The 19226-nt window shown below is 72.3% G+C and carries 19 protein-coding genes and 1 pseudogene; 12 read left to right on the top strand and 8 right to left on the bottom strand.

Going from position 1 to position 19226, the window contains the following annotated elements:
* The first annotated feature begins 114 nt into the window (after positions 1–114).
* Both IE99_RS32180 and IE99_RS29835 read left to right on the top strand, forming a co-directional pair.
* Positions 115–327: a hypothetical protein gene (locus IE99_RS32180; protein ID WP_157610507.1), complete on the top strand. Its 213-nt coding sequence runs from the start codon at positions 115–117 to the stop codon at positions 325–327.
* A gap of 76 nt (positions 328–403) precedes the next feature.
* Positions 404–1936: pseudogene (locus tag IE99_RS29835) on the top strand (ISL3 family transposase).
* Between the two features lie 433 nt (positions 1937–2369).
* Here IE99_RS29835 and IE99_RS32185 read toward each other — a convergent pair.
* Positions 2370–2726 (bottom strand): hypothetical protein, encoded by a 357-nt coding sequence (locus IE99_RS32185; protein WP_157610508.1) that lies wholly within the window; start codon positions 2724–2726, stop codon positions 2370–2372.
* Between the two features lie 12 nt (positions 2727–2738).
* On the opposite strand from IE99_RS32185, the gene IE99_RS32510 reads away from it, so the two are divergent.
* Complete coding sequence (locus IE99_RS32510) at positions 2739–2876, top strand: hypothetical protein (protein ID WP_211258937.1); 138 nt, start codon at positions 2739–2741, stop codon at positions 2874–2876.
* A 123-nt stretch (positions 2877–2999) separates the two neighbouring features.
* Positions 3000–4052, top strand: a complete 1053-nt coding sequence (locus IE99_RS0126905; RefSeq protein WP_051713342.1) for a GGDEF domain-containing protein — start codon at positions 3000–3002, stop codon at positions 4050–4052.
* A gap of 42 nt (positions 4053–4094) precedes the next feature.
* Here the strand turns inward: IE99_RS0126905 and IE99_RS0126910 are convergent, their stop codons facing one another.
* Positions 4095–6257 carry an MMPL family transporter gene (locus IE99_RS0126910; RefSeq protein WP_030176877.1) on the bottom strand — a complete coding sequence of 721 codons (2163 nt, stop codon included), beginning with the start codon at positions 6255–6257 and terminating at the stop codon, positions 4095–4097.
* 267 nt (positions 6258–6524) lie between these two features.
* Between IE99_RS0126910 and IE99_RS0126915 the strand changes: the two genes are divergently transcribed.
* The 4 genes from IE99_RS0126915 (at position 6525) to IE99_RS0126930 (ending at position 9538) form a co-directional block, all read left to right on the top strand.
* Positions 6525–7787: a sensor histidine kinase gene (locus IE99_RS0126915; protein ID WP_030176879.1), complete on the top strand. Its 1263-nt coding sequence runs from the start codon at positions 6525–6527 to the stop codon at positions 7785–7787.
* Positions 7784–8461, top strand: coding sequence for a response regulator transcription factor (locus tag IE99_RS0126920; RefSeq protein ID WP_030176882.1), 678 nt, complete (start codon positions 7784–7786; stop codon positions 8459–8461). Before IE99_RS0126915 ends, IE99_RS0126920 begins: the two co-directional genes overlap by 4 nt.
* Positions 8462–8691: 230 nt before the next feature.
* On the top strand, positions 8692–9081 hold the full coding sequence (locus IE99_RS0126925; RefSeq protein WP_084219986.1) for a dihydrofolate reductase family protein: 390 nt from the start codon (positions 8692–8694) through the stop codon (positions 9079–9081).
* A gap of 250 nt (positions 9082–9331) precedes the next feature.
* Positions 9332–9538 carry a hypothetical protein gene (locus IE99_RS0126930; protein WP_030176885.1) on the top strand — a complete coding sequence of 69 codons (207 nt, stop codon included), beginning with the start codon at positions 9332–9334 and terminating at the stop codon, positions 9536–9538.
* Here the strand turns inward: IE99_RS0126930 and IE99_RS0126935 are convergent.
* Positions 9535–10251 (bottom strand): molybdopterin-dependent oxidoreductase, encoded by a 717-nt coding sequence (locus IE99_RS0126935; protein WP_084219988.1) that lies wholly within the window; start codon positions 10249–10251, stop codon positions 9535–9537. The two genes, IE99_RS0126930 and IE99_RS0126935, sit on opposite strands and share 4 nt — an antisense overlap.
* 75 nt (positions 10252–10326) lie before the next feature.
* Between IE99_RS0126935 and IE99_RS0126940 the strand changes: the two genes are divergently transcribed.
* Positions 10327–10920 (top strand): TetR family transcriptional regulator, encoded by a 594-nt coding sequence (locus IE99_RS0126940; protein WP_051713344.1) that lies wholly within the window; start codon positions 10327–10329, stop codon positions 10918–10920.
* An 83-nt stretch (positions 10921–11003) separates the two neighbouring features.
* On the opposite strand, the gene IE99_RS32190 is transcribed toward IE99_RS0126940, so the two are convergent.
* Positions 11004–11168, bottom strand: a complete 165-nt coding sequence (locus tag IE99_RS32190) for a DUF1059 domain-containing protein (RefSeq protein ID WP_157610509.1) — start codon at positions 11166–11168, stop codon at positions 11004–11006.
* Positions 11169–11228: 60 nt separating this feature from the next.
* Between IE99_RS32190 and IE99_RS0126955 the strand changes: the two genes are divergently transcribed.
* Both IE99_RS0126955 and IE99_RS0126960 read left to right on the top strand, forming a co-directional pair.
* Positions 11229–11990, top strand: coding sequence for an AfsR/SARP family transcriptional regulator (locus IE99_RS0126955; protein WP_030176892.1), 762 nt, complete (start codon positions 11229–11231; stop codon positions 11988–11990).
* 90 nt (positions 11991–12080) lie between these two features.
* Complete coding sequence (locus IE99_RS0126960; protein ID WP_030176894.1) at positions 12081–12965, top strand: hypothetical protein; 885 nt, start codon at positions 12081–12083, stop codon at positions 12963–12965.
* A gap of 61 nt (positions 12966–13026) precedes the next feature.
* Here IE99_RS0126960 and IE99_RS30785 read toward each other — a convergent pair whose 3' ends face one another.
* Together IE99_RS30785 and IE99_RS0126970 are read right to left on the bottom strand one after the other, a co-directional pair.
* On the bottom strand, positions 13027–14322 hold the full coding sequence (locus tag IE99_RS30785) for a sensor domain-containing protein (RefSeq protein ID WP_084219990.1): 1296 nt from the start codon (positions 14320–14322) through the stop codon (positions 13027–13029).
* A gap of 86 nt (positions 14323–14408) precedes the next feature.
* The gene (locus IE99_RS0126970) at positions 14409–15104 is read right to left on the bottom strand and encodes a response regulator transcription factor (RefSeq protein ID WP_030176899.1); all 696 of its coding nucleotides are present in this window, start codon (positions 15102–15104) and stop codon (positions 14409–14411) included.
* A 146-nt stretch (positions 15105–15250) separates the two neighbouring features.
* Between IE99_RS0126970 and IE99_RS0126975 the strand changes: the two genes are divergently transcribed.
* Entirely contained in the window at positions 15251–16237 is a 987-nt protein-coding gene (locus IE99_RS0126975) for an endonuclease/exonuclease/phosphatase family protein (protein WP_030176901.1), read from the top strand.
* 24 nt (positions 16238–16261) lie between these two features.
* On the opposite strand, the gene IE99_RS0126980 is transcribed toward IE99_RS0126975, so the two are convergent.
* Positions 16262–16708 (bottom strand): GyrI-like domain-containing protein, encoded by a 447-nt coding sequence (locus IE99_RS0126980; RefSeq protein WP_030176903.1) that lies wholly within the window; start codon positions 16706–16708, stop codon positions 16262–16264.
* A 111-nt stretch (positions 16709–16819) separates the two neighbouring features.
* On the bottom strand, positions 16820–19204 hold the full coding sequence (locus IE99_RS0126985; protein ID WP_051713349.1) for a putative bifunctional diguanylate cyclase/phosphodiesterase: 2385 nt from the start codon (positions 19202–19204) through the stop codon (positions 16820–16822).
* Positions 19205–19226: the final 22 nt, after the last annotated feature.

Genomic DNA, 19226 nt, shown 5'->3' on the forward strand with positions numbered 1-19226 from the left:
CGCCTCGCCCAGGGCTACCACTTCGCCAAACCCCTCCCGGCAGACGACATCGACGCACTCATCGTCCGGCAAGCCCGGCAGGAACCTCGCTCCGCCTGACCGGACGCGGGGTTGGTGCCGGGGCCTCTCACGGTCAGGTGCCCGGAGCGCCACGGCGGTGCGGGACGCCTGCGCGGCGACGCCCGCGATGCTCGACGTGATGAACGTGCCGCCGCCCGCCAGGTCGCCGACCAGGCCTGCCGGATGCTGCGCCAGCAATTCACCGCCATCGCCGACGACGCCGACCGCGAACAGCTCACCTACGCGACGTCCGTAGCGAAGTGCTGAGGCTAGGACTGTACGGTTTTCGGCTCTGTCGCATATTCGGTGGTGACGCCCTGGGCTCGTGGTATCACGATCGGTCATGCAGAAGATCAACGATCTTGTGGAGTTGGTGTTCTCCGGACTGTCTCCGCTGGTCATCGAGGACGTGGTGGACCAGGGCGAGCTGATCGAGGTGCGGGCCAGGACACCCAACGGTCCGGCGGCATGCCCAGGGTGTGGCACCCAGGCGATGAAGGTGCATGGCTATCAGTGGCGGACGGTCGCCGACGTTCCGATCGATGCCCGCAGGGTCGTGGTCGGGGTCCGAGTACGCCGGCTGGTGTGCCCGATCCGCAGCTGTGTCCAGACCTTCCGTGAACAGCTGCCCGGCGTCCTGGAGCGCTACCAGCGCCGCACGCCCCGGCTGACCTCGCAGATCGGCGCGGTCGTACGAGAGCTGGCCGGCCGCGCCGGCACACGCCTGCTATCGGCGCTGGGCGTGCTGCTGTCCCGGCACACCGCGCTGCGCGTACTGCTGAGGCTTGCGCTGCCGGAGCGGCCGGTGCCGCGGGTGCTTGGCGTGGACGACTTCGCCCTGCGCAAGCGCCGCAGCTAAGCCACCGTGCTGATCGACGCCGAAACCCGGCAGCGCGTCGAGGTGCTGCCCGACCGCAAGGCCGACACCCTGGAGGCGTGGCTGCGCGAGCACCCGGGCGTCCAGGTCGTGTGCCGGGACGGTTCGGGCGCCTATGCCGAGGCGGTCCGCCGTGCCCTTCCCGACGCGCAGCAGGTCGGCGACCGGTGGCACATCTGGCACAACCTGGCCGAAGCAGTGTTGAAGGAGGTCGCGGCGCACAGCGCGTGCTGGGCCAAAGCCGGGCCGCCGCCGCACCAGGGCAAACGCGCCGCCACCACCCGCGAGCGCTGGCAACAGGTGCACGACCTGCTGAACAAAGGTGTCGGGCTCCTGGAGTGCTCCCGCCGCCTGGGACTGGCACTCAACACCGTCAAACGCTACGCGCGCGTTCCCGAGCCCGAACGGCTGGTCCGCGCGCCGCAGTACCGACCCACTCTGGTCGACCCTTACCGCGACCACCTGCGCCGACGCCGCGAGCAGGATCCGGCGGTCCCGGTGCTGCAACTGTTGGAAGAGATCAAGCAGCTCGGCTACACCGGCAGCCAGAACCTGCTCTACCGCTACATCACCCAGGGACGCGTCGAGGCCGACCGTCCCGCGATCTCACCACGCCGCCTCACCCGCGACCTGCTCACCGCCCCCGACCGGCTCAAGAACCACCAGACCGAGCGGCTCGACGCGTGCGTCGCCGGCTGCCCGGAGATGACCTCCCTCGCCGGCCTCGTGCGCTCCTTCGCCGCACTGCTCGCCCCCGCCGATGGCAACGCTGAACACCTGACCGACTGGATCACCCGGGCAAGAGCCGAAGACCTGCCTCACCTGCACGCTTTCACCCGCGGGCTCGACCTGGACCGCGACGCCGTGAACGCCGCCCTGACCCTGCCCTTCCACAACGGCGGCACCGAAGGCGTCAACACCAAGACCAAGATGATCAAACGTCAGATGTACGGACGCGCGGGCTTCTCGCTCCTTCGGCACAGGATCCTGCTCGGCTGACACCACTGTCCGTCACCACCGAATATGCGACAGAGCCGAAAACCGTACAGTCCCCTCCGTTCTGGAACGGGCGTACCTTGATCGATCTTGATCTGCTTCACGAAGGCTGCACAAAGACGAGAATCATCAGGGTTATAAAGCTGATGGTTGCCGTACAGAGCAACCAGAACCGAATTCGGGCCAGCATATCCCGCTTGGGCGTCGAGCTCTTCGACCAGCGGACCCCAGTGGTGACAAGAAGCGGGACGGCCGATAGGAACAGAAGCACGAAAAGCACTTTGTAGGCCCAGTCAAAGAAGGGTGATCCTGTCTCCATCGGCATTTGCGTATCTCATCTCATATAGTGGTATGCATTTATATTTGGCGGGGTGATGCCAGGGCGGGCCGCGCTATTTTGCGTCCCGGCCCGCCCTGGTGTCGTCAGTGACTCACGTCAGGCGTGGATGTAATGGCATTGTTTTGCCCGCTCTTTTCCGACGACATTGAAGTTTGCGCAGGCTTTCCCGTACTTGGGGAAGGTTCCCCTGCCCAGACTGCGACTAGGCTTGTAGGCGCCATCGTTGTGGATTTTGCCGTAGGTGGAGTAGTAGCGGCGCCCACGGTCGTCGTAGTAGGCGAAGTTGATCGACCAGTTCCAGAACTTTGGCCAGAACAGTCCGGCAAGATCCCGGGCGATATATGCCTTTTGTGACGTATAGGTTCGCTTGTCGCCCTCAATGTGATAGCAGAAGGAGAGGCCCGCAGGGATCTTCCAGTCGTGACCGCCATAGCTGAAACCGAATCCCGCCATGGAATCGCACCCTTGTTCATCAAGGCGGGTGTCTCGAGCCGGGGCGCGCTGGTCGCCCGGTTGTTCACCGACCACTACCGGCCCGCGCTGCCGGAGCCGGCACGGCTCCGGCGCGAGGGGCGGCCGCCCGCCCGGGTGCGGAGCGTCTAGTCGGTCCCGCCGCGCCCCCCTTTCTCCACCGGCGCGAGACTTGCGCGCGGATCCCTCAACCCGGGCTCGCGATCACCGATGGGTGCTGTGAGTCGCGTCGACACGAGGAAGCCGTACCCGCCAGTGGACATCAGATCTGCGAAGGCCGCCCGGCTCTGGCGCCAGCCGTCGAGGGAGCTGCCCGGCATCGGCCACGCCGGCCGCATCCTCGGCTTCCTGTTCGCCATGTCCGGCGTGTTCACCATGTTCACGGTGCTGATGCCGACCCCCGCCGGATTCCACCGCGCGGGCGTGCTCGCCGTCGGCCTGCTGGCCCTCGTCCTCGGCGCCGTCGACCTGATGCTGCCGTGGGAGCGGCTGCCGCGATGGCTGGCGCTGGTGCAGATCCCGGTGTCGTACGTCCTGATCGCGGTCCACAACCTGCTCGGCGGCGTCGACCCCTTCCGGTACGGGATGTTCTACGTCGTGGCGTTCATGTGGGTGGGACTGACCCAGCCGCGCGGCCTGTCGCTGCTGTGCGCCCCGCTCGCCGCGGCGACCTACGTCGTCCCGCTGATCATGACCGACGCGCGGCCGTCCGACTACGCCTCCCTCACCTACGCGATCCCGCTCTACATCCTGGTCGGCGAGGTGCTCGCCTACAACGCCTCCAGGCTGCGGTCGATGGAGGTGCGGCTGCGGCACCTCGCCACCCACGACACGCTCACCGGCCTCGCCAACCGGGGGGCCTTCGACGGCGCTCTTGCCGCCTGCTGCGCGTCCGGCACCGACACCGCGGTGATCTTCGTGGACCTGGACGACTTCAAAGCCGTCAACGACCGGTACGGGCACGCCGCCGGCGACCGGCTTCTCATCGACGTGGCCCGGGCGCTGACCGAGACGGCCACCCGCCCCGGCGACATGATCTGCCGCCTGGCCGGGGACGAGTTCGTCGTCCTGGTCACCGAGCCGGACGCCCGCCGGGCCGCCCCCGCGCTGGCCGACCGGATCGCCGCCCGCCTCTCCGGCCTCCGGGGCCCGGACGGCGGCCCCCTGTCGGCGAGCATCGGCGTCGCGATCGGCGCCGGCATGGCGCCGACCGAGCTGCTCGCGTCCGCCGACTCCGCCATGTACGAGGCCAAGCACGGCGGCAAGGGCCGCGTCGTCCGCGCCGCATCCCAGCCGGACGCCGCCTGACGCGGCGGTGGCGCGCAGCCACTCGGTAACCGGCCTCGTTCATCAACCGCGTCCGGACGCGGCGGGTTCCGGTTCGCGTAGCCGCCGGGGGTTGCCGGTGCCCTCGGTGCCCAGGTGGGGGAGCAGCCGCTCCAGGGGGCGGGGCAGCCACCAGTTGGCCTTTCCGAGCAGGGCCATGGTCGCGGGGACCAGCATCATCCGGACGACGGTGGCGTCGAGCAGGATCGCCGTCGACAGGCCCAGGCCCAGCATCTTCACCAGTGGCGAGGGGTGGGCGAGGAAGCCGAGGAACACCACCGTCATGATCAGCGCGGCGGAGGTGATCACACGGCCGGTGCCCGCCATGCCGCGGGCGACCGATTCGGTGGCGTCCCCGGTGGCGTCGTAGTTCTCGCGGATGCGGGAGAGCAGGAACACCTCGTAGTCCATGGACAGCCCGAACAGGACCGCGAAGAAGATCGTGGGCAGCGGGGAGGCGATCACGTACGTCCGGTCCAGGCCGAACAGCTCGGCGCACCATCCCCACTGGAACACCGCGACCACGACGCCGTACGCGGCGCCGATCGAGAGCAGGTTCATCACCGCGGCCTTGAGCGGCACCACGACGGCGCGGAACAGCACCATCAGCAGCAGGAACGACGCGGCCAGGACCGCGGCGACGAAGATCGGGAGGGTCCGGTCGAGCTGCCGGGTGAGGTCGTCGGTCATGGCGGTCATGCCGGAGACGGCGACGTTGCCGGGGACGAGATCGCGGACGCGTTCCAGCGTCCGGGAGGTCTGCGGATCTGAGGGTCCGCCGGTGGGGAGTGCGGGCAGTACGACCGTGTCCCCTTGGGGGGACGTGCGCGGCGGGCCCACCGCGGCGATGCCGGGATCGGCGGCGAGGCGCTCGGACAGCGCCGCGACCGTCCCGGCGTCCACGCCCGGCCGGCGCAGGTCGGCGACGAGCAGCAGCGGGGCGTTGTGGCCGGGGCCGAAGCCCTCGGCGAGCAGGTCGTAGGCCTGGCGGTGGGTGGTGCCCGGCCGGTCGTCGCCCGCGTCGGGGTAGCCGGTCCGCATCGACAGCGCGGGGGCGGCCAGCGTGAGCAGCAGCGCCGCCGCGGCGAGCAGGTACGGCCACGGGCGGGCCGAGACGCGGTGGGCCAGCCGCCACCAGGCCGTGTCCTCGGGCCGGACGGCGGGACGGCTGCGGCGGTCGACGCGCCCGGCGTCGATGCGGTCGCCGAGCAGCGACAGCAGCGCGGGAAGCAGCGTGAGCGCGCTGGCCACGGCGAACAGCACGACCAGCGCGGCACCGACGCCGACCGAGGCCAGCAGGCCCAGCCCGGTCAGCAGCAGGGCCCCCATCGCCACGATGACGGCTCCGCCGGCGAACAGCACCGATGATCCCGCCGCCGCCATGGCGTTCGACAGCGCGACCGGATTGCCCTGGCCGCCCGCCCGGTTCTCGCGGTACCGGACCACGATGAACAGGGCGTAGTCGATGCCGACGCCCAGCCCGATCAGCGCCCCGACGCTCGGCGCGGCGCTCGTGACGTCCATCGCGTGGGCCAGCAGCGCGATGCCGCCCAGCCCGGCGGCCACCGTCACCAGGGCGATCACGATCGGCACCAGCGCGGCGACGACCGTCCCGAACACGACGAGCAGCACGACCAGCGCGGCCAGCAGCCCGGCCGCCTCGGTGCCCGACGTCTCGGTCTCGGCGTTGATGAACGCCGCGTCGCCGCCGACCTCCGCGACCGCACCGGCCGTCCGCACCGGCTCGATGGCGTCGCCGATCGCCGTGATCGGCTCCGGGCCGAGGCCCGCCGACGGCACATCGAAGGTGATCTCGGCGTAGCCGATGCGCCCATCGGGCGACACCGTCCCGGCGGCGAACGGGTCGGCCACCGCGGCCACGTGCTCCACGCCGGCGATCCGGGCCAGGGCCGCCTCGACGGCGGGCCGGTAGCGGTCGAGCCGCTCCCCGTCCGGCGCGGCGAAGACCGCCTTGGCGCTGCCGCCCGCCGCCTGCGGGAAGCGCTCCTCCAGCAGCTCCATCGCCCGTTCGCTCTGGCTGCCCGGGGCGACGAGGTCGTCGGCGAAGTCGCCGCCGGCGGTCCCCGCCAGCCCGGCGACCAGGACGGCGAGGACCGCCCACAGCCCTATCGTCGCCCATGGCCGGCGGGCTGCCGCGTCGCCGATTCGGCGGATGACGCGATGCATGACGTGCTCCTTCGGGGGGTGCGGATCCGGCATCGAACGCGCCGGCCGAGCGTCCCTCCAACCGTGCTCGCCGGACCCCCGCGCGGTCGCCCGCCCCCCGGCGGGAACGGATCTCCCCCGCGGGACGGGCGGTGCGCGGGGCCCTCCCCGTCCCGGTGCGGGCACCGCCTCCGTCTCCAGGGGGATGACCGCGTGCCCGGCACCGCCTACGGTGACCCCGGAGCCCCCGCTGACCTGCGGCGGGCCGCCGCCTCTCGCAGTGGAGCGATGGTGAACCGCACAGCGCCGCCCTCCCCGCCGGCCGGGACCGTCCCCGGCAGGTTCCGGGGCCCGTTCGCCCGCTGGCCCCGCGCCGCGGACGCCGTCCTCGCGGCGGTGGTCGTCCTTGCGCTGGTGCTCGTGACGGACACCCCCCGCGGCGAGCTGGTCCTCCGTCCCCCCGGAGACCTGAAGATCGCCGCCGTGCCGGTCTTCGTCGTGGTCGGCGCGGTGCTGTACCTGCGCCGCCGCGCGCCCCTGGCCGTACTGGGCGTCACCCTGACCGGCTGGGTCCTGATGTTCACGACCCCGGACACGCTCATCGGCATCCCGGTGCTCATCGCCCTGTACAGCACCGGCCGGTACGCGGCCGAGGAGCCGTCCCGCCGCCCGCTCCGGTCTGCCACCTGGCGGGGCCTGGCGGGCGTCGCGGCGGCCGACGTCCTGATCGTCATCGACAGCCGCACCGATCCCGCCACGTGGGGCGAGGTCACCTTCGGCTTCGTGGTCATGTTCGTCGTGTGGTACGTCGGACGGCGCCTGCGGCTGCGCGCCCAGCACGCCGCCCGCCTCCTGGCGGAGCAGGCCGCCGAGGCCCGCCGGATCGTGGCCGAGGAGCGGACCCGCATCGCCCGCGAGCTCCACGACGTGGTCGCCCACCGGGTGAGCGTCATGACGGTGCAGGCGGGGGCCGCCAAGGCGATGGCCGCGCACGCCGCCGACGGCCCGGTGCCGGAACAGGCGCTGCGCGCGATGGGGGCGGTCGAGGAGGAGGGACGCCAGGCGCTGGCCGAGCTGCGCCACCTGCTCGGCGTCCTGCGCCCCGACAACGGCTCCGCCGGTCCCGAGCCCCAGCCCGGCCTCGCCGACATCCCCCGCCTCGCCGACCAGATCCGCGGGACGGGCGTCGCCGTGGACCTGTCGATGAACGGGGTACCGGACGGCCTGCCCGCCCGCGTGGACCTGTTCGCCTACCGCATCGTCCAGGAGGCGCTCACCAACGTCCTCAAGCACGCCGGACCCGGCACCCGCGCCGAGGTGCGGCTCGGCGCCGGCGCCCGGAACGAGATCGTCATCGGCGTCCGCGACGACGGCGGCGGCACCACCGCCCTCCCGGAGCCGTCCGACGCCCAGCACGGCACGAGAGGCCACGGCATCGTGGGGATGCGCGAACGGGCACTACTGTTGGGCGGCACCCTCGACGCCGGGCCCCGCCCGTCCGGCGGGTTCGAAGTCGTCGCCCACCTGCCCACCGGAGGCGAGCCCGCGTGAGCATCCGTGTCGCCATCGTCGACGACCAGGCCCTGGTCCGCGGCGGCTTCGCCATGATCCTTCAGATCCACGACGACATCGAGGTCGTCGCCGAGGCCGGAACCGGCGTCGAGGCGATCGACGCCGCACGCCGGCACCGGCCCGACGTGATCCTCATGGACATCCGGATGCCCGACATGGACGGCCTGGAGGCCACCGCGCGGATCCTCGCCGAATCCGACTGGACCGTCCGGGTCCTGATCCTGACCACCTTCGACCCCGACGAGTACGTCTACCGGGCGATGCACGCCGGTGCCAGCGGCTTCGTCCTCAAGGACATCCCGCCCGACCAGCTCGCCACCGCCGTCCGCACCGTCGCCGACGGCGGCGCCCTGCTGGCCCCCTCCATCACCCGGCGGCTCATCGGCCGGTTCGCCCAGCGCCTCACCGTCAACACCGCCGTCGCGTCCCGCCTGGAACGCCTCACCGACCGGGAACGCGAGGTCATGGCCGCCGTCGCCCGCGGCTCCAGCAACTCCGAGATCGCCGAAGACCTCTTCATCGGCCCCGCGACCGTCAAGTCGCACGTCTCGGGCATCCTCACCAAGCTCGGCCTGCGCGACCGCGCCCAGATCGTCATCTTCGCCTACGAGAGCGGCCTCATCGAAGCCGGCGACCGCGACATCGGCCACTGAGCCCGCCCGTGGCCAACGACCTGCGAGCCGCCGCGGGGATGCGCCGGGCCAGGAACCGATGCGCGCGAAGCCGCGGCAGGGACCATCGCGCCGGCGTGGAGATCATTTGCCCTTGGCCTCGGGGTCCTGCTCTGGGGTCAGAGCCTGTAGCAGTTTGCGGAGAAGGTTGTCGAGGGTGGTCAGTTCCTGGGCTTGGAGGGGTGAGAGCAGGCGGGTGACGTTACCAGGGAATGGCCCAGGCCTGGCCCGGCATGGGCGGCAACCCCTACGCCGACCACGTCAACGACAGGATGACCAAGTACGTCGTCGCGTCCCAGCCGGTCGACACCTCGGCCTGGAACCCGACCGTCGTCATCGACGGCGCCGACCTGGCCGCCCAGGTCGCCGACCTCAAGAAGCAGGACGGCGACGACATCCTGATCTGGGGCAACGGCCGCCTCACCGACGCCCTGGCCGCCAACGGCCTGCTCGACGAGTACCGGATCTGGATCTACCCCGTGCTCGAGGGCGAGGGCAAGCCCCTGTTCCGCCCCGAGAGCACCACCGGCATCGAGCCGGCCGGCGCCACCACCTTCGACTCCGGCGTCACCGTCCTCACATACCGGCCCAACGGCTCCTGACCATCCGTCCCGGACTCCAGGCGCGGCCGGACATCACGCCGTGTCCGGACGCCGTCCGCGGGGAGACACGAGCTCGGCGGGATGTTCCAGCGGATCTCGGCTGGGGACAGGGCCCGTACCTCATTGCGGGGAATCCAATCGGGTCACAGGCGACGATGAGCATGCCGGCCCCCTCCGCAGTCGGGATCCCGGCCCCCGGGACCTCGAGCACGGATCCGACGTCGCCACCAACACTCTCATCCAGCGGACCGTGCCCCCCGAGTTCCTCGGCCGCGTCTTCGGCAGCCTCTACGGCGCGATCGGCGTCGCCGCCGCCCTCTCCTACCTCGGCGGCGCACTGCTTCTGGACCTCACCACCGCACCGGTGGTCTTCATCGCCGCCGGAGCGGGGGGCCTCATCGCCACCCTGGCCACCGCCTGGTCCCTGCACCGAGTCCTCTCCACTGCAGGCACCTAGCGCGTCCGTTCTCTGAGGGCGGTGTACGCCTTGCGCGAGGACGGCAGCAGCGCGCGCCAGAACAGGCGCCAGACGCGGCCGGGCAGGAGGCGGCTGCGTTCCTCCATGGCGACGCGGCCGCGGGGGTGGCTCATCCAGCCTCTCCAGCCGGCCTTGTAGCGGGTGGCGTACTCGATGGCGCACACGTGCTTGACGTTCTTGTAGCCGTAGTGCGCGGGCGCCACCAGCCGCAGCGGCGCTCCGTTGTCGGGGGTGAGCGGGACGCCGCCGAGCGTGTCGGCGAGCAGCACGTCGCCGGTGAGGGCGTCGTCGAGCAGCATCGTGGCGCGGAAGCCGTCCAGGGCGATGAAGGTCACCCACCGCGCGGAGCCTCGGGGCTCCACCTCGCGGGCGATCACCTCGTGGACGGCGCTGAACGGCACGCCGTGCCATTCCAGGCCGACCGCGGTCCAGGTGGTGACGCAGTGCAGGTCGGCGCGCCGGTCGCCGTGCCCGGGCAGCGCGAGCAGTTCGGCGGCGTCGAACTGGGTGGGCCGCCGGACGGCGCCGCCGACCGTCACGCTCGGACGCGCCGGGACGCGCGGGTGCACCGAGGCGAAGGGGGTCAGCCCGAACGGTTCGAGCGGCGCCGGCCGCTGACCGGGCGGCAGCGCGTGCGGCGCGGCGGGTTGGGTGGCGGCAGATCGGGTGGTGGCGGTCTCGTCCAGACGCATGGTTCCTCCACGGATCGCGAGGACGCTGTATTAGAGGATGCTCTCTAATAGAGTTGAGACTATACCCTCGCGTCCATGGGGAGACCATCGCGGTTCGACGAGGACCGGCTGCTGGACGCCGCCGCGGGTCTCGCGGCCGGGAGCGGGCCGCGCGGCGTGACCGTCGCGGCCGTCGCGCGCGCCGCCGGGGCGCCCAGCGGCTCGGTCTACCACCGCTTCCCCGGACTGGCCGCGCTGCTCGCCGCGCTGTGGCTGCGCACGCTCGAACGTTTCCAGGACGGCTGGCTCGCGGCCATGGCCGAGGCCCCGGACGCGGCGGCCCGGTACGTGGTCGCCTGGTCGCGGGCCCATCCGCAGGAGGCGCGCATCCTGCTCCACGGCGCCGCGTCGTTCGATGAGCCGAACTGGCCCGCCGAGGCCCGCCAGCGCCTGACCACCGACAACGCGCGCGTCGCCGCCGCGCTCGCCGACGCGGCCGCCCGGCACACCTCCGGGGACGTGGAACGCCTCACCATGGTCACCGTCGACCTCCCGTACGCCGTCGTCCGGCGGCACCTGCTCGCGACCGGGGAGATCCCCGAGCGCGCGGAGGCGCTCGCCGCCGACGCCGCGGCCACCCTCCTGGCCACCGCCCCGCTCCCCGCTATGCGGCCCTGCGGTCGGCCTTGACGCGGTACATCTCCTCGTCGGCGCGGTGCAGCACCTCGGTGATCGTGAGGTCGGGCTCGGTGACGCCGACGCCTGACACGGCCTCAGTCGGGGAGCAACTCGATCCAGGTGCGGATGTCCTCGGCGGTCTCGACGCCGACGAGATCCGGGTGGTCCGTCGTGATGTGCGCGAGGATCAGGGAGATCACGGCGTCGTCGGTGTCACCGCGGGCGGTGTAGCCGCATTCGCATCGAACCTGACGGGTCATGAGGGCGCTCCTCGGCTGCGGGTAGTCTCCAGGATCAGTGCAGCGGGTCGAGGTGGCAACGTGGCCGGGTCAGCGGAGCCGAAGGACCCCACTCGCGTGCAGCTGTGCGGCGCGTTCGCGGTGGAGCTGCGCGGCCGGCGGGTCGATCACGTCCTGCCGGGCCGGCAGGGGCGGCTGGTGTTCGGCCACCTGGTCCTCTGCCGGTGGCAGCAGGTGTCGCGGGAGGCCCTGGTCGAGGCGCTGTGGGGCGGGTCGCCGCCGCGGGCGGCGGACGCCGCGCTCAACGCGCTGATCTCGAAGGTCCGCGCGGTGGTGGGGCCGGACGTGCTGCGCGGCCGGGGGACGCTGTCGCTGCGGCTGCCCGATCCGGCGTACGTCGACGTCGAGGTGGCGATCTCGGCGCTGCACACGGCCGAGTCCGCGGTCGCGCTGGGAGAGTGGCGGCGGGCCTGGTCATCGTCGCTGGCCACGCAGTTCGTCGCCCGCCGGCCGCTGCTGCCGGAGGCCGACGGCCCGTGGGCGGACTCGTGGCGCCGCCGCCTGGACGACATGCGCGTCCGGTCCCTGGAGTGCTACGCGACGGCGTGCCTGGAGCTGGGCGGTCCGGAGCTGCCGGGGGCGGAGCGGGCGGCGCGGGAGCTGCTGGAGGCGGCGCCGTTGCGGGAGACCGGGCATCTGCTGCTGATGCGCGCGCTCGCGGCCGGGGGAAATGTCGCGGAGGCCCTCGCGGCGTACGAGCGCCTGCGGGTCCTCCTGCGCGAGGAACTGGGCGTCGACCCCTGCCGTGCGGTGCGGGACGCCTACACCGAACTGCTCGGATAGCGGACGCCAAGGTCGCGCCAACCATCGTCCAAGGCCGCCCTCGCAGGATGTGGGGATCGTCCCGGACGGGGGCGCGAGCAGGGAGGCGACATGTTCACGGGAAGGCGAAGGCTCGCCGCGGTCGGCGGCGCGGCCGCCGTCGCGGCGGGATCGGCGGTCGGCGTCCAGGTGTCCACCGCACCGCCGGCCGCGGCGGCGCTCAACGCGCAGGTCTACAGCAGGGACTCGCTGATCAACTCCGAGTCCTACCGGTTCGTGACGGCCCCCTGCCCGGCCGGCACGAAGGTCCTCGGCGGCGGCGGACGGCTCTTCAACGGCGAGAAGAGCGTCGCGCTGCAGTCGCTGTACCCCTTCTCCGGATCCGCCGGTGACGGATACGCCGCGCAGGCGCTGGAGAGCTCCGCCGGATTCGGCGGTGACTGGTACCTGCGCGCCTACGCGGTCTGCGGCGACCGGCCGTCCGGCTGGGAGATCCGCTACTCCGGGGGCACCAGCCTGCCGATCGGCGAGCGCAGGAAGCCGGCCACCGTCCGCTGCTCGGCCGGAAAGGTCGTGCTCGGCACCGGAGGCGTGGTGTCCGATGTCAACCGGGGGGTGACGTTCGAGGCGGTGACCCCGACGGAGGAGGAGGTCAGGGTGATCGGGATCGAGGATCCCACCGACTCCTTCCCCCTCCCGCCGGACTTCGGCGTCGGTGCCTGGGCGGTCTGCGCCGCCGAGCCGGCCGGGCACCAGATCCGGTGGAACTACTCCACCCGCACCTCCGATTCGGGTGTCGGGTCGAGCTCCCCCTGCGAGGGGAGCCGGAAGATCCTCGGGGTGGGTCTCCTCAATGGCAGCAACGGCGCGGCCCACGCCTACAGCATGTGGCCGTACAAGCCGACCACCACCGGTAGCGGCGTCGTGGACACCCGGCTGTGGAAGACCGTCCAGCGCACCTGGACGGTCGGAGCCGCGTCCATCTGCGCCTACTGACCGGGGATGCCGGGCCTGACGCGGCGGTTCGAGCTCGGGGGGCGAACCGCCGCGCCGGGCGCTATGCGGCCCTGCGGTCGGCCTTGACGCGGTACATCTCCTCGTCGGCGCGGTGCAGCACCTCGGTGATCGTGAGGTCGGGCTCGGTGACGCCGACGCCGACCGCGTGGCCGTGGGTGTCGTTGATCGGCTTGAACTCGTTGAGGTCGATGAAGGCGACGGCGAGCTGCTCGGTGCCCGGCCGCAGCTCGTTCAGGGCGGTGGCGAGCCAGCCCTGGATGCCGCCGCGGTTCAGCAGGCCGGTGAGCTGGTCGCGCTCGGCGAGGTCGCGCAGCCGGCCCATCCGCTCCTCGATGGCGGCCATGCGGGCCAGCTCCGCCCTGCGGGCGGCCTCGCTCTCCAGCTGGCCGGCGACGAGGCGGGCGAACATCTCCATGGACGCCACGTGCCGCGGGTCGACCTCCTGCTCCCGGTGGCCCGCGCCGCAGAGCGTGCCGATCACGGAGCCGGTCGAGTCGACCACGGGGACGGTCAGGTAGGTCACGATGCCGAGCATGCGGGCTGCCTGGGAGTCGCCCCAGACCTCGGGGACGTTGGTGGTGAGCGGCCGCCCCTCGTCGAGCGCCCGCCGGCACAGCGTGTCGGACCAGGGGGCGCTGATGCCCTCCGGGATGGTCAGCTCGCCCTCGTTCAGGGCGAAAAGGACGCGCTGCTGGGGCACGTCCCAGTCGACGAGCGAGAGGAAGGCCGAGTCGAGTTGCGTCACCTGCCGGATCAGATGGAGCAGCGGACGCGCCATGCCCTCGAGGTCATGGCCGGCCGCGACGGCGGCGGAGAGCTGGAGGAGGTCCACCTGCCGGGGGGCGGCGGACGCCTCGGGGGCCTCTTCGAGGATCTCGCCGATGTAGCCGCCGACCGCCTGCAGCGTCGCGGCGTCCCGCTCGTTCAGCAGCGCGCCGGACTCCTGGGACAGGCAGCACAGCGTGCCGACCACCTGGCCGCGGGCGCGCAGCGGCACGCCGGCGATGCTGCGGAGGCCCAGCAGGGGGAGGTCAGAACGCGCGGCGAGCACCGCGTCGTCCGCCGTGTCGGGCACCAGCGGCCCCACCTCGCCGGACGCGATCAGATGGCACACCGTCTCCTCGGCCGGCTGGCTCATGCCGACCTCCACCAGCGGGCCCACCGCGTGGGTCACGACGCGCCGCCCGTCACGGAACTCGCCGACGAAGGCGGCCTCCATGTGCAGGGCCTCGACCACCACGTCGAGTGCGCGCGTGATGCGCTCGGACACGGTGCCGCCCGCTGCGCGGAGTAGCGTGATCAGCGCACTCCGCGACCCCGTCAGATCATCGCTCATACCCGCTTATATCGGCCACGGATGAGTGGATTTGAGGAGAATTTTGCCAAAGAGACCCACGTCACCCCGCGGAGACGGCCGGCGGCCTAGGCGCGCTCCGCTTCCTCGCGTCCGGCGCCGGGTGGCGCGTCGATGCGGTAGCCGGCGCCGGGCACGGTGGCGATGATCCAGGGTTCGCCGAGGCGCTTGCGCAGCGCCGAGACGGTGATGCGGACGGCGTTGGTGAACGGGTCGGCGTTCTCGTCCCATGCGCGTTCCAGCAGTTCCTCGGCGCTGACGACCCCGCCTTCGGCGGCGGCGAGGACGTCGAGCACGGCGAACTGCTTCCTGGTCAGCGCGACGTAGCGGCCGTCGCGGTAGACCTCCCGGCGGAACGGGTCCACCCGCAGGCCGGCGATCTCCCGCACGGGCGGCCTGCTGTGGGCGCGTCTGCGGTCGAGGGCTCTGAGCCGCAGGACGAGCTCGCGCAGCTCGAACGGCTTGGTGAGGTAGTCGTCGGCGCCGAGTCCGAACCCGGAGGCCTTGTCGTCCAGACGGTCGGCGGCGGTGAGCATCAGGATCGGCATGCCGCTGCCGGAGGCGACGATGCGCTCGGCGATCTCGTCACCGGACGGGCCGGGGACGTCCCGGTCGAGGACGGCGATGTCGTAGGAGTTGACGCCCAGCAGTTCCAGGGCGGTGTCGCCGTCACCGGCGATGTCGGCCGCGATCGCCTCCAGGCGCAGGCCGTCGCGGACGGCCTCCGCCAGATAGGGCTCGTCCTCGACGATCAGCACGCGCATGCGCTCATGGTAGGAGCCGGCGCATATCGTCCCCGTATCGGAAACCGCATACGCGGCGGCAACGTCACGCCGTCTGTACTGGCGGCATGTCCCGAACACCGCCATCGACGGCCCGGAGCGCGGGCGTCCGCCGGATGATCGGCCGGATGGTCGGCGCCGCCTCGCGGCCGGAGCCCTGGAGGCGCGGCCCGGTCCTCGTGGCGCTCGCGCTGCTGCTGGGCCTGCTCCTGCTGCTGCACGCGTGGATCCCGAACCGGGCGGGGAACCTCGGCAGCCTGGTGGAGACCTTCCTGCCGTGGTTCGGCCTGGGCGTTCCGGTGCTGTTCGCCGGGGCGCTGTGGCGCCGCTCCGCCTCCGCGGTGGCGGCGCTGCTGCTGCCGGTCGTGGTGTGGGCGCACCTTTTCGGCGGGCGGCTCCTCGACAAGTCCGATCCGGGTGCCGGCTTCATCGTGGTGAGCCACAACGTCGGCGCCGACAACGCCGATCCGGCCGGGACCGCCCGCGCCCTGGCCGCCTCCGGCGCGGACGTGCTGGCGCTGGAGGAACTGACCCCCCAGGCGACGGGCGTGTACGAGACGGAACTGGCGAGAACGTATCCGCACCGCACGGTGCTGGGCACGGTCGGGCTGTGGAGCAGGCTGCCGCTGTCGGACGCCCGGCCGATCGACATCATGAACTTCGGGCCGCTGGCGCGGACGATTACGGCCGAGGGGAAGGCCGCCCCGAACCGGGCGCTGCGCGCCACGGTGGCCACCGCCCGCGGGCCGCTGACGGTGTACGTGGCGCACCTGGGTTCCGTGCGGGTGAATCCCAGGGCCGGTTTCTGGACGGCTTCACGCAACATCGGGGTGCGGGCGCTCGGCGAGGCGGTCGCCGCCGAGAGGAACGCGCGGGTGGTGCTGCTCGGCGACCTGAACGGCAGCACCGACGACCGCGCGCTCGGCGGCGTCACCGCAACGATGCGCTCGGCCCAGGACGTCGCCGGCGACGGCTTCGGCTTCACCTGGCCGGTGGAGTTCCCGGTGGTGCGGGCCGATCAGATCCTGGTCCGCGGCGTGAAGGCGGAGAGCGCGTGGGTGCTGCCCGCCACCGGCAGCGACCACCTGCCGGTGGCGGCCGGGATCAGCTGGTGAGCACCCGTCCGGGGCCGGCGTGCGTCAGTCGTGCACGGCGATGAGCAGGTCCGCGCCCTCGGCGGTGTGCACCTCGAGGTCGGTGGTGAACGCGCGAGGCGGGTCGGCGTGCTTCCAGACCTGCCGCCACGCCTCGATGAGGGCCTGCGGCATCGGGCCTCGGGCCTCCACCTTCAGGCAGCGGGCGGCGGGGACGCGTACCGCCACCATGCCTTCGGGCGGGCCCGTGAGTTCGGTGACCTTGACGCCGACGATCTGGGTGTAGGCGCCGCGCTCGTCGCTCTCGTAGTCGGTCAGGACCGCGTAGAGCCGGTCGTCCGCCCGGGACCCGACGCGGTCGAAGGCGCCGGGCGCGCCGGCGCGGGCCCACAGGCCGCCGAGCAGGGCGCGGGACGGGTCGGCCTCGGCTTCGTTGGTCGTGCGGACGGCGATGCCGACGACCTGGAGTTCTTCTCGCTCGACAACGGTCATCGGACCATCCTCCCAGCACATCCGACCGGCCTGGGGGCTCCGGCTCTCATGCTCCTCTCGGCGCATGAGCACGAAGCCGGCACCGGTCGGGCGGTGGGGGCCTCGCCGTGGTCAGACGGCCTGGCGGGTCAGGGGGTCGTCGCCGCTGAGGAGGGCGTCCAGGGCCTCGGCGGGGAGGGGGCGGGCGAACAGGTAGCCCTGGCCCAGGGGGCAGCGGAGGCCGCGGAGGAACTCGTGCTGCTCGGTGGTCTCGATCTGCTCGGCGATCGCGGGCAGCCGCAGGCTCTCGCAGAGGTGCAGGATCGCCTGGACGAACGCGTTCTGGCGGGCGGACGAGGGGTCGAACGCGGTGAACGCGCCGTCGATCTTCACGACGTCCACCGGCAGGTGCATCAGGTAGGCCAGGGACGAGTAGCCGGTGCCGAAGTCGTCGATGGCGACGCGGACGCCGTGCTCCCGCAGCGCCGACAGGGACGCCGTGATGCGGGCCGTCTCCTTGGGGCCGCTGGCGAGCAGGGCCGTCTCGGTGATCTCCAGGATGAGGGCCTCGCCGGGCAGGCCGGAGTCGCGGAGGGCGGCGAGGACGGTCGCGGTGAAGTCGGCGCGGCGGAGCTGGCGGCTGGAGACGTTGACGGTGACGGCGATGCCGTGGTCCTCGTGCCAGCGGCGCGCCTCGTGGCAGGCCCGGCGCAGGACGCGCTCGCCGATCGGGACGATCAGCCCGGTCTCCTCGGCGATGCCGATGAACGCGTCGGGCGGGATGGGGCCGTCTGGGGTGTTCCAGCGAAGGAGGGCCTCGACGGCGCGGATGCGGCCGTCGTCCATGTTCACCACGGGCTGGTAGGCGAGGGTGAGGGAGTCGTCGTCGAGGGCGCGGCGCAGGCCGGCGACGATGCGGGCGTGGTCGAGCTGCTCGACGCGCAGGTCCGGGTGGAAGACGCTGATCTGGTCCTTCCCGGCGGCCTTGGCGGCGTAGAGGGCGAGGTCGGCGTCGCGCATGACGTCTGCGGCCTGGGCGTGGCCGTCCACGAGGTAGAGGCCGACGCTGGTGGTGATCTGCAGGTGGTGGCCCTCGACCGTGAAGGGGACGGCGAGCGCGTCGACGACGCGGGACGCGATGTCTGCGGCCTGGTCGCGGGTGACGTCCTCCAGGAGGATCGCGAACTCGTCGCCGCCGAGGCGGGCGAGGGTGTCGGCCTCGCGGAGCAGGTCGCGCAGGCGGTGCCCGGTCTGGACGAGGAGGGCGTCGCCGACGGGGTGCCCGCGGGTGTCGTTGACGTCCTTGAACCCGTCGAGGTCGAGGAGCAGGACGGCGTGCCCGGCCGGGCCGCGGCGGGCGGTGAGCTGCCCGAGCCGGTCGTTGAACAGGGCCCGGTTGGCGAGGCCGGTCAGCGGGTCGTGCAGGGCCTGGTAGGTGAGCAGCTCCTGGAGCTTCTCCTGTTCGCGCAGGGACGCGGTGAGCGCGGCCGTGCGGCGGTCGAGCTCGCGGGCGCGGCGCACCGCGACGCTGGTCAGGCCGATCAGCCGGACGATCAGGAAGCCGAGCAGGAACATCAGCGGGATCAGCTGGAGGGCGATGTCGACCCGGTCGACCCGGCCCGACCTGAAGGTGATCAGCGCGGTGAGCGGGGTGGCGCAGGTGATCGCCAGGAAGACCGCGCCGCGCAGCAGGGTGACGCGGCCGGTGCCCGCGGCCGGGCCCGTCCGGTTCATGTACGGGTGCAGCGCCGCGGCGCCCATGAGCACGGCCCAGGTCAGCCAGCCCATGTCCTCCAGGGCGTTGCCCTGGCCGAATCCCGTCCCGGCCTGGGTCATGAGGTAGGACGTGTCGGCGGTCATGAGGCCGCAGAAGCCCACGCCGAGCATGAGGTAGACGGGGTTTCGGGAGCCGTGCAGCATCCACAGCCGGGCCGTCATGAAGATGACGAGGGCGTCGAAGGCGAGGTAGAACGCGGCGCCGACGAGGAGGCCGCCGGTGAGGGAGGTCCGGCCGGAGTGGGGGTTGAAGACCAGTGTCCAGCACAGGTAGGCGGCGCTGATCGTGACGAACGCGGCGTCGATGTTGGCGCCGTTCCTGAGCCGCCGGGAGTGGCCGCGGGCGAGCTGGGCGAGGCCGATCGCCATCGAGGGGTAGGCGAGCATGTAGAGCGCGGACGTCCAGAAGGCGTCCGCGCCGGTGGTGACGAGGATGGTCGTCCAGACGATGTCGGAGACGGCCCAGACGGCGAGCCCGGCGGTCATGAGCCACCAGGGGCGGGCGGGGGACGGCCGGTGCCATCGGATCCCGACGATCATGGCGATGACGGCGGAGAGCGGCACCGCCTCCCAGAAGATCCTGCCGACGGGGTCGGGGATGATCACCGCGGCGGCACTGAGGAGGCAGCCGGACAGCAGGAACAGGAGCCACGGCGCGTGCCGCGGTTCCCTCCCGGCGGGGGGACGGTCAACGCCGGACCCGGGGGCGGGGTCCGGCGTGATGGCCGTGTGATCCTGCATGGCTCTCCATGGACCGCGCCGC

Source organism: Spirillospora albida, assembly GCF_000718255.1.
GTDB classification, from domain to species: Bacteria; Actinomycetota; Actinomycetes; order Streptosporangiales; family Streptosporangiaceae; genus Spirillospora; species Spirillospora albida.

What these genes read in the sequence shown, in the direction of transcription:
- IE99_RS0126915 (WP_030176879.1), top strand. Translation starts at nt 6,525, where the DNA reads ATGGTGAACCGCACAGCGCCGCCCTCCCCGCCGGCCGGGACCGTCCCC.
- IE99_RS32190 (WP_157610509.1), bottom strand. Translation starts at nt 11,168, where the DNA reads ATGACCCGTCAGGTTCGATGCGAATGCGGCTACACCGCCCGCGGTGAC.
- IE99_RS32185 (WP_157610508.1), bottom strand. Translation starts at nt 2,726, where the DNA reads ATGGCGGGATTCGGTTTCAGCTATGGCGGTCACGACTGGAAGATCCCT.
- IE99_RS0126910 (WP_030176877.1), bottom strand. Translation starts at nt 6,257, where the DNA reads ATGCATCGCGTCATCCGCCGAATCGGCGACGCGGCAGCCCGCCGGCCA.
- IE99_RS0126980 (WP_030176903.1), bottom strand. Translation starts at nt 16,708, where the DNA reads ATGACCGTTGTCGAGCGAGAAGAACTCCAGGTCGTCGGCATCGCCGTC.
- IE99_RS0126935 (WP_084219988.1), bottom strand. Translation starts at nt 10,251, where the DNA reads ATGCGTCTGGACGAGACCGCCACCACCCGATCTGCCGCCACCCAACCC.
- IE99_RS0126925 (WP_084219986.1), top strand. Translation starts at nt 8,692, where the DNA reads ATGGCCCAGGCCTGGCCCGGCATGGGCGGCAACCCCTACGCCGACCAC.
- IE99_RS0126960 (WP_030176894.1), top strand. Translation starts at nt 12,081, where the DNA reads ATGTTCACGGGAAGGCGAAGGCTCGCCGCGGTCGGCGGCGCGGCCGCC.
- IE99_RS0126985 (WP_051713349.1), bottom strand. Translation starts at nt 19,204, where the DNA reads ATGCAGGATCACACGGCCATCACGCCGGACCCCGCCCCCGGGTCCGGC.
- IE99_RS0126970 (WP_030176899.1), bottom strand. Translation starts at nt 15,104, where the DNA reads ATGCGCGTGCTGATCGTCGAGGACGAGCCCTATCTGGCGGAGGCCGTC.
- IE99_RS0126940 (WP_051713344.1), top strand. Translation starts at nt 10,327, where the DNA reads ATGGGGAGACCATCGCGGTTCGACGAGGACCGGCTGCTGGACGCCGCC.
- IE99_RS0126975 (WP_030176901.1), top strand. Translation starts at nt 15,251, where the DNA reads ATGGTCGGCGCCGCCTCGCGGCCGGAGCCCTGGAGGCGCGGCCCGGTC.
- IE99_RS30785 (WP_084219990.1), bottom strand. Translation starts at nt 14,322, where the DNA reads ATGAGCGATGATCTGACGGGGTCGCGGAGTGCGCTGATCACGCTACTC.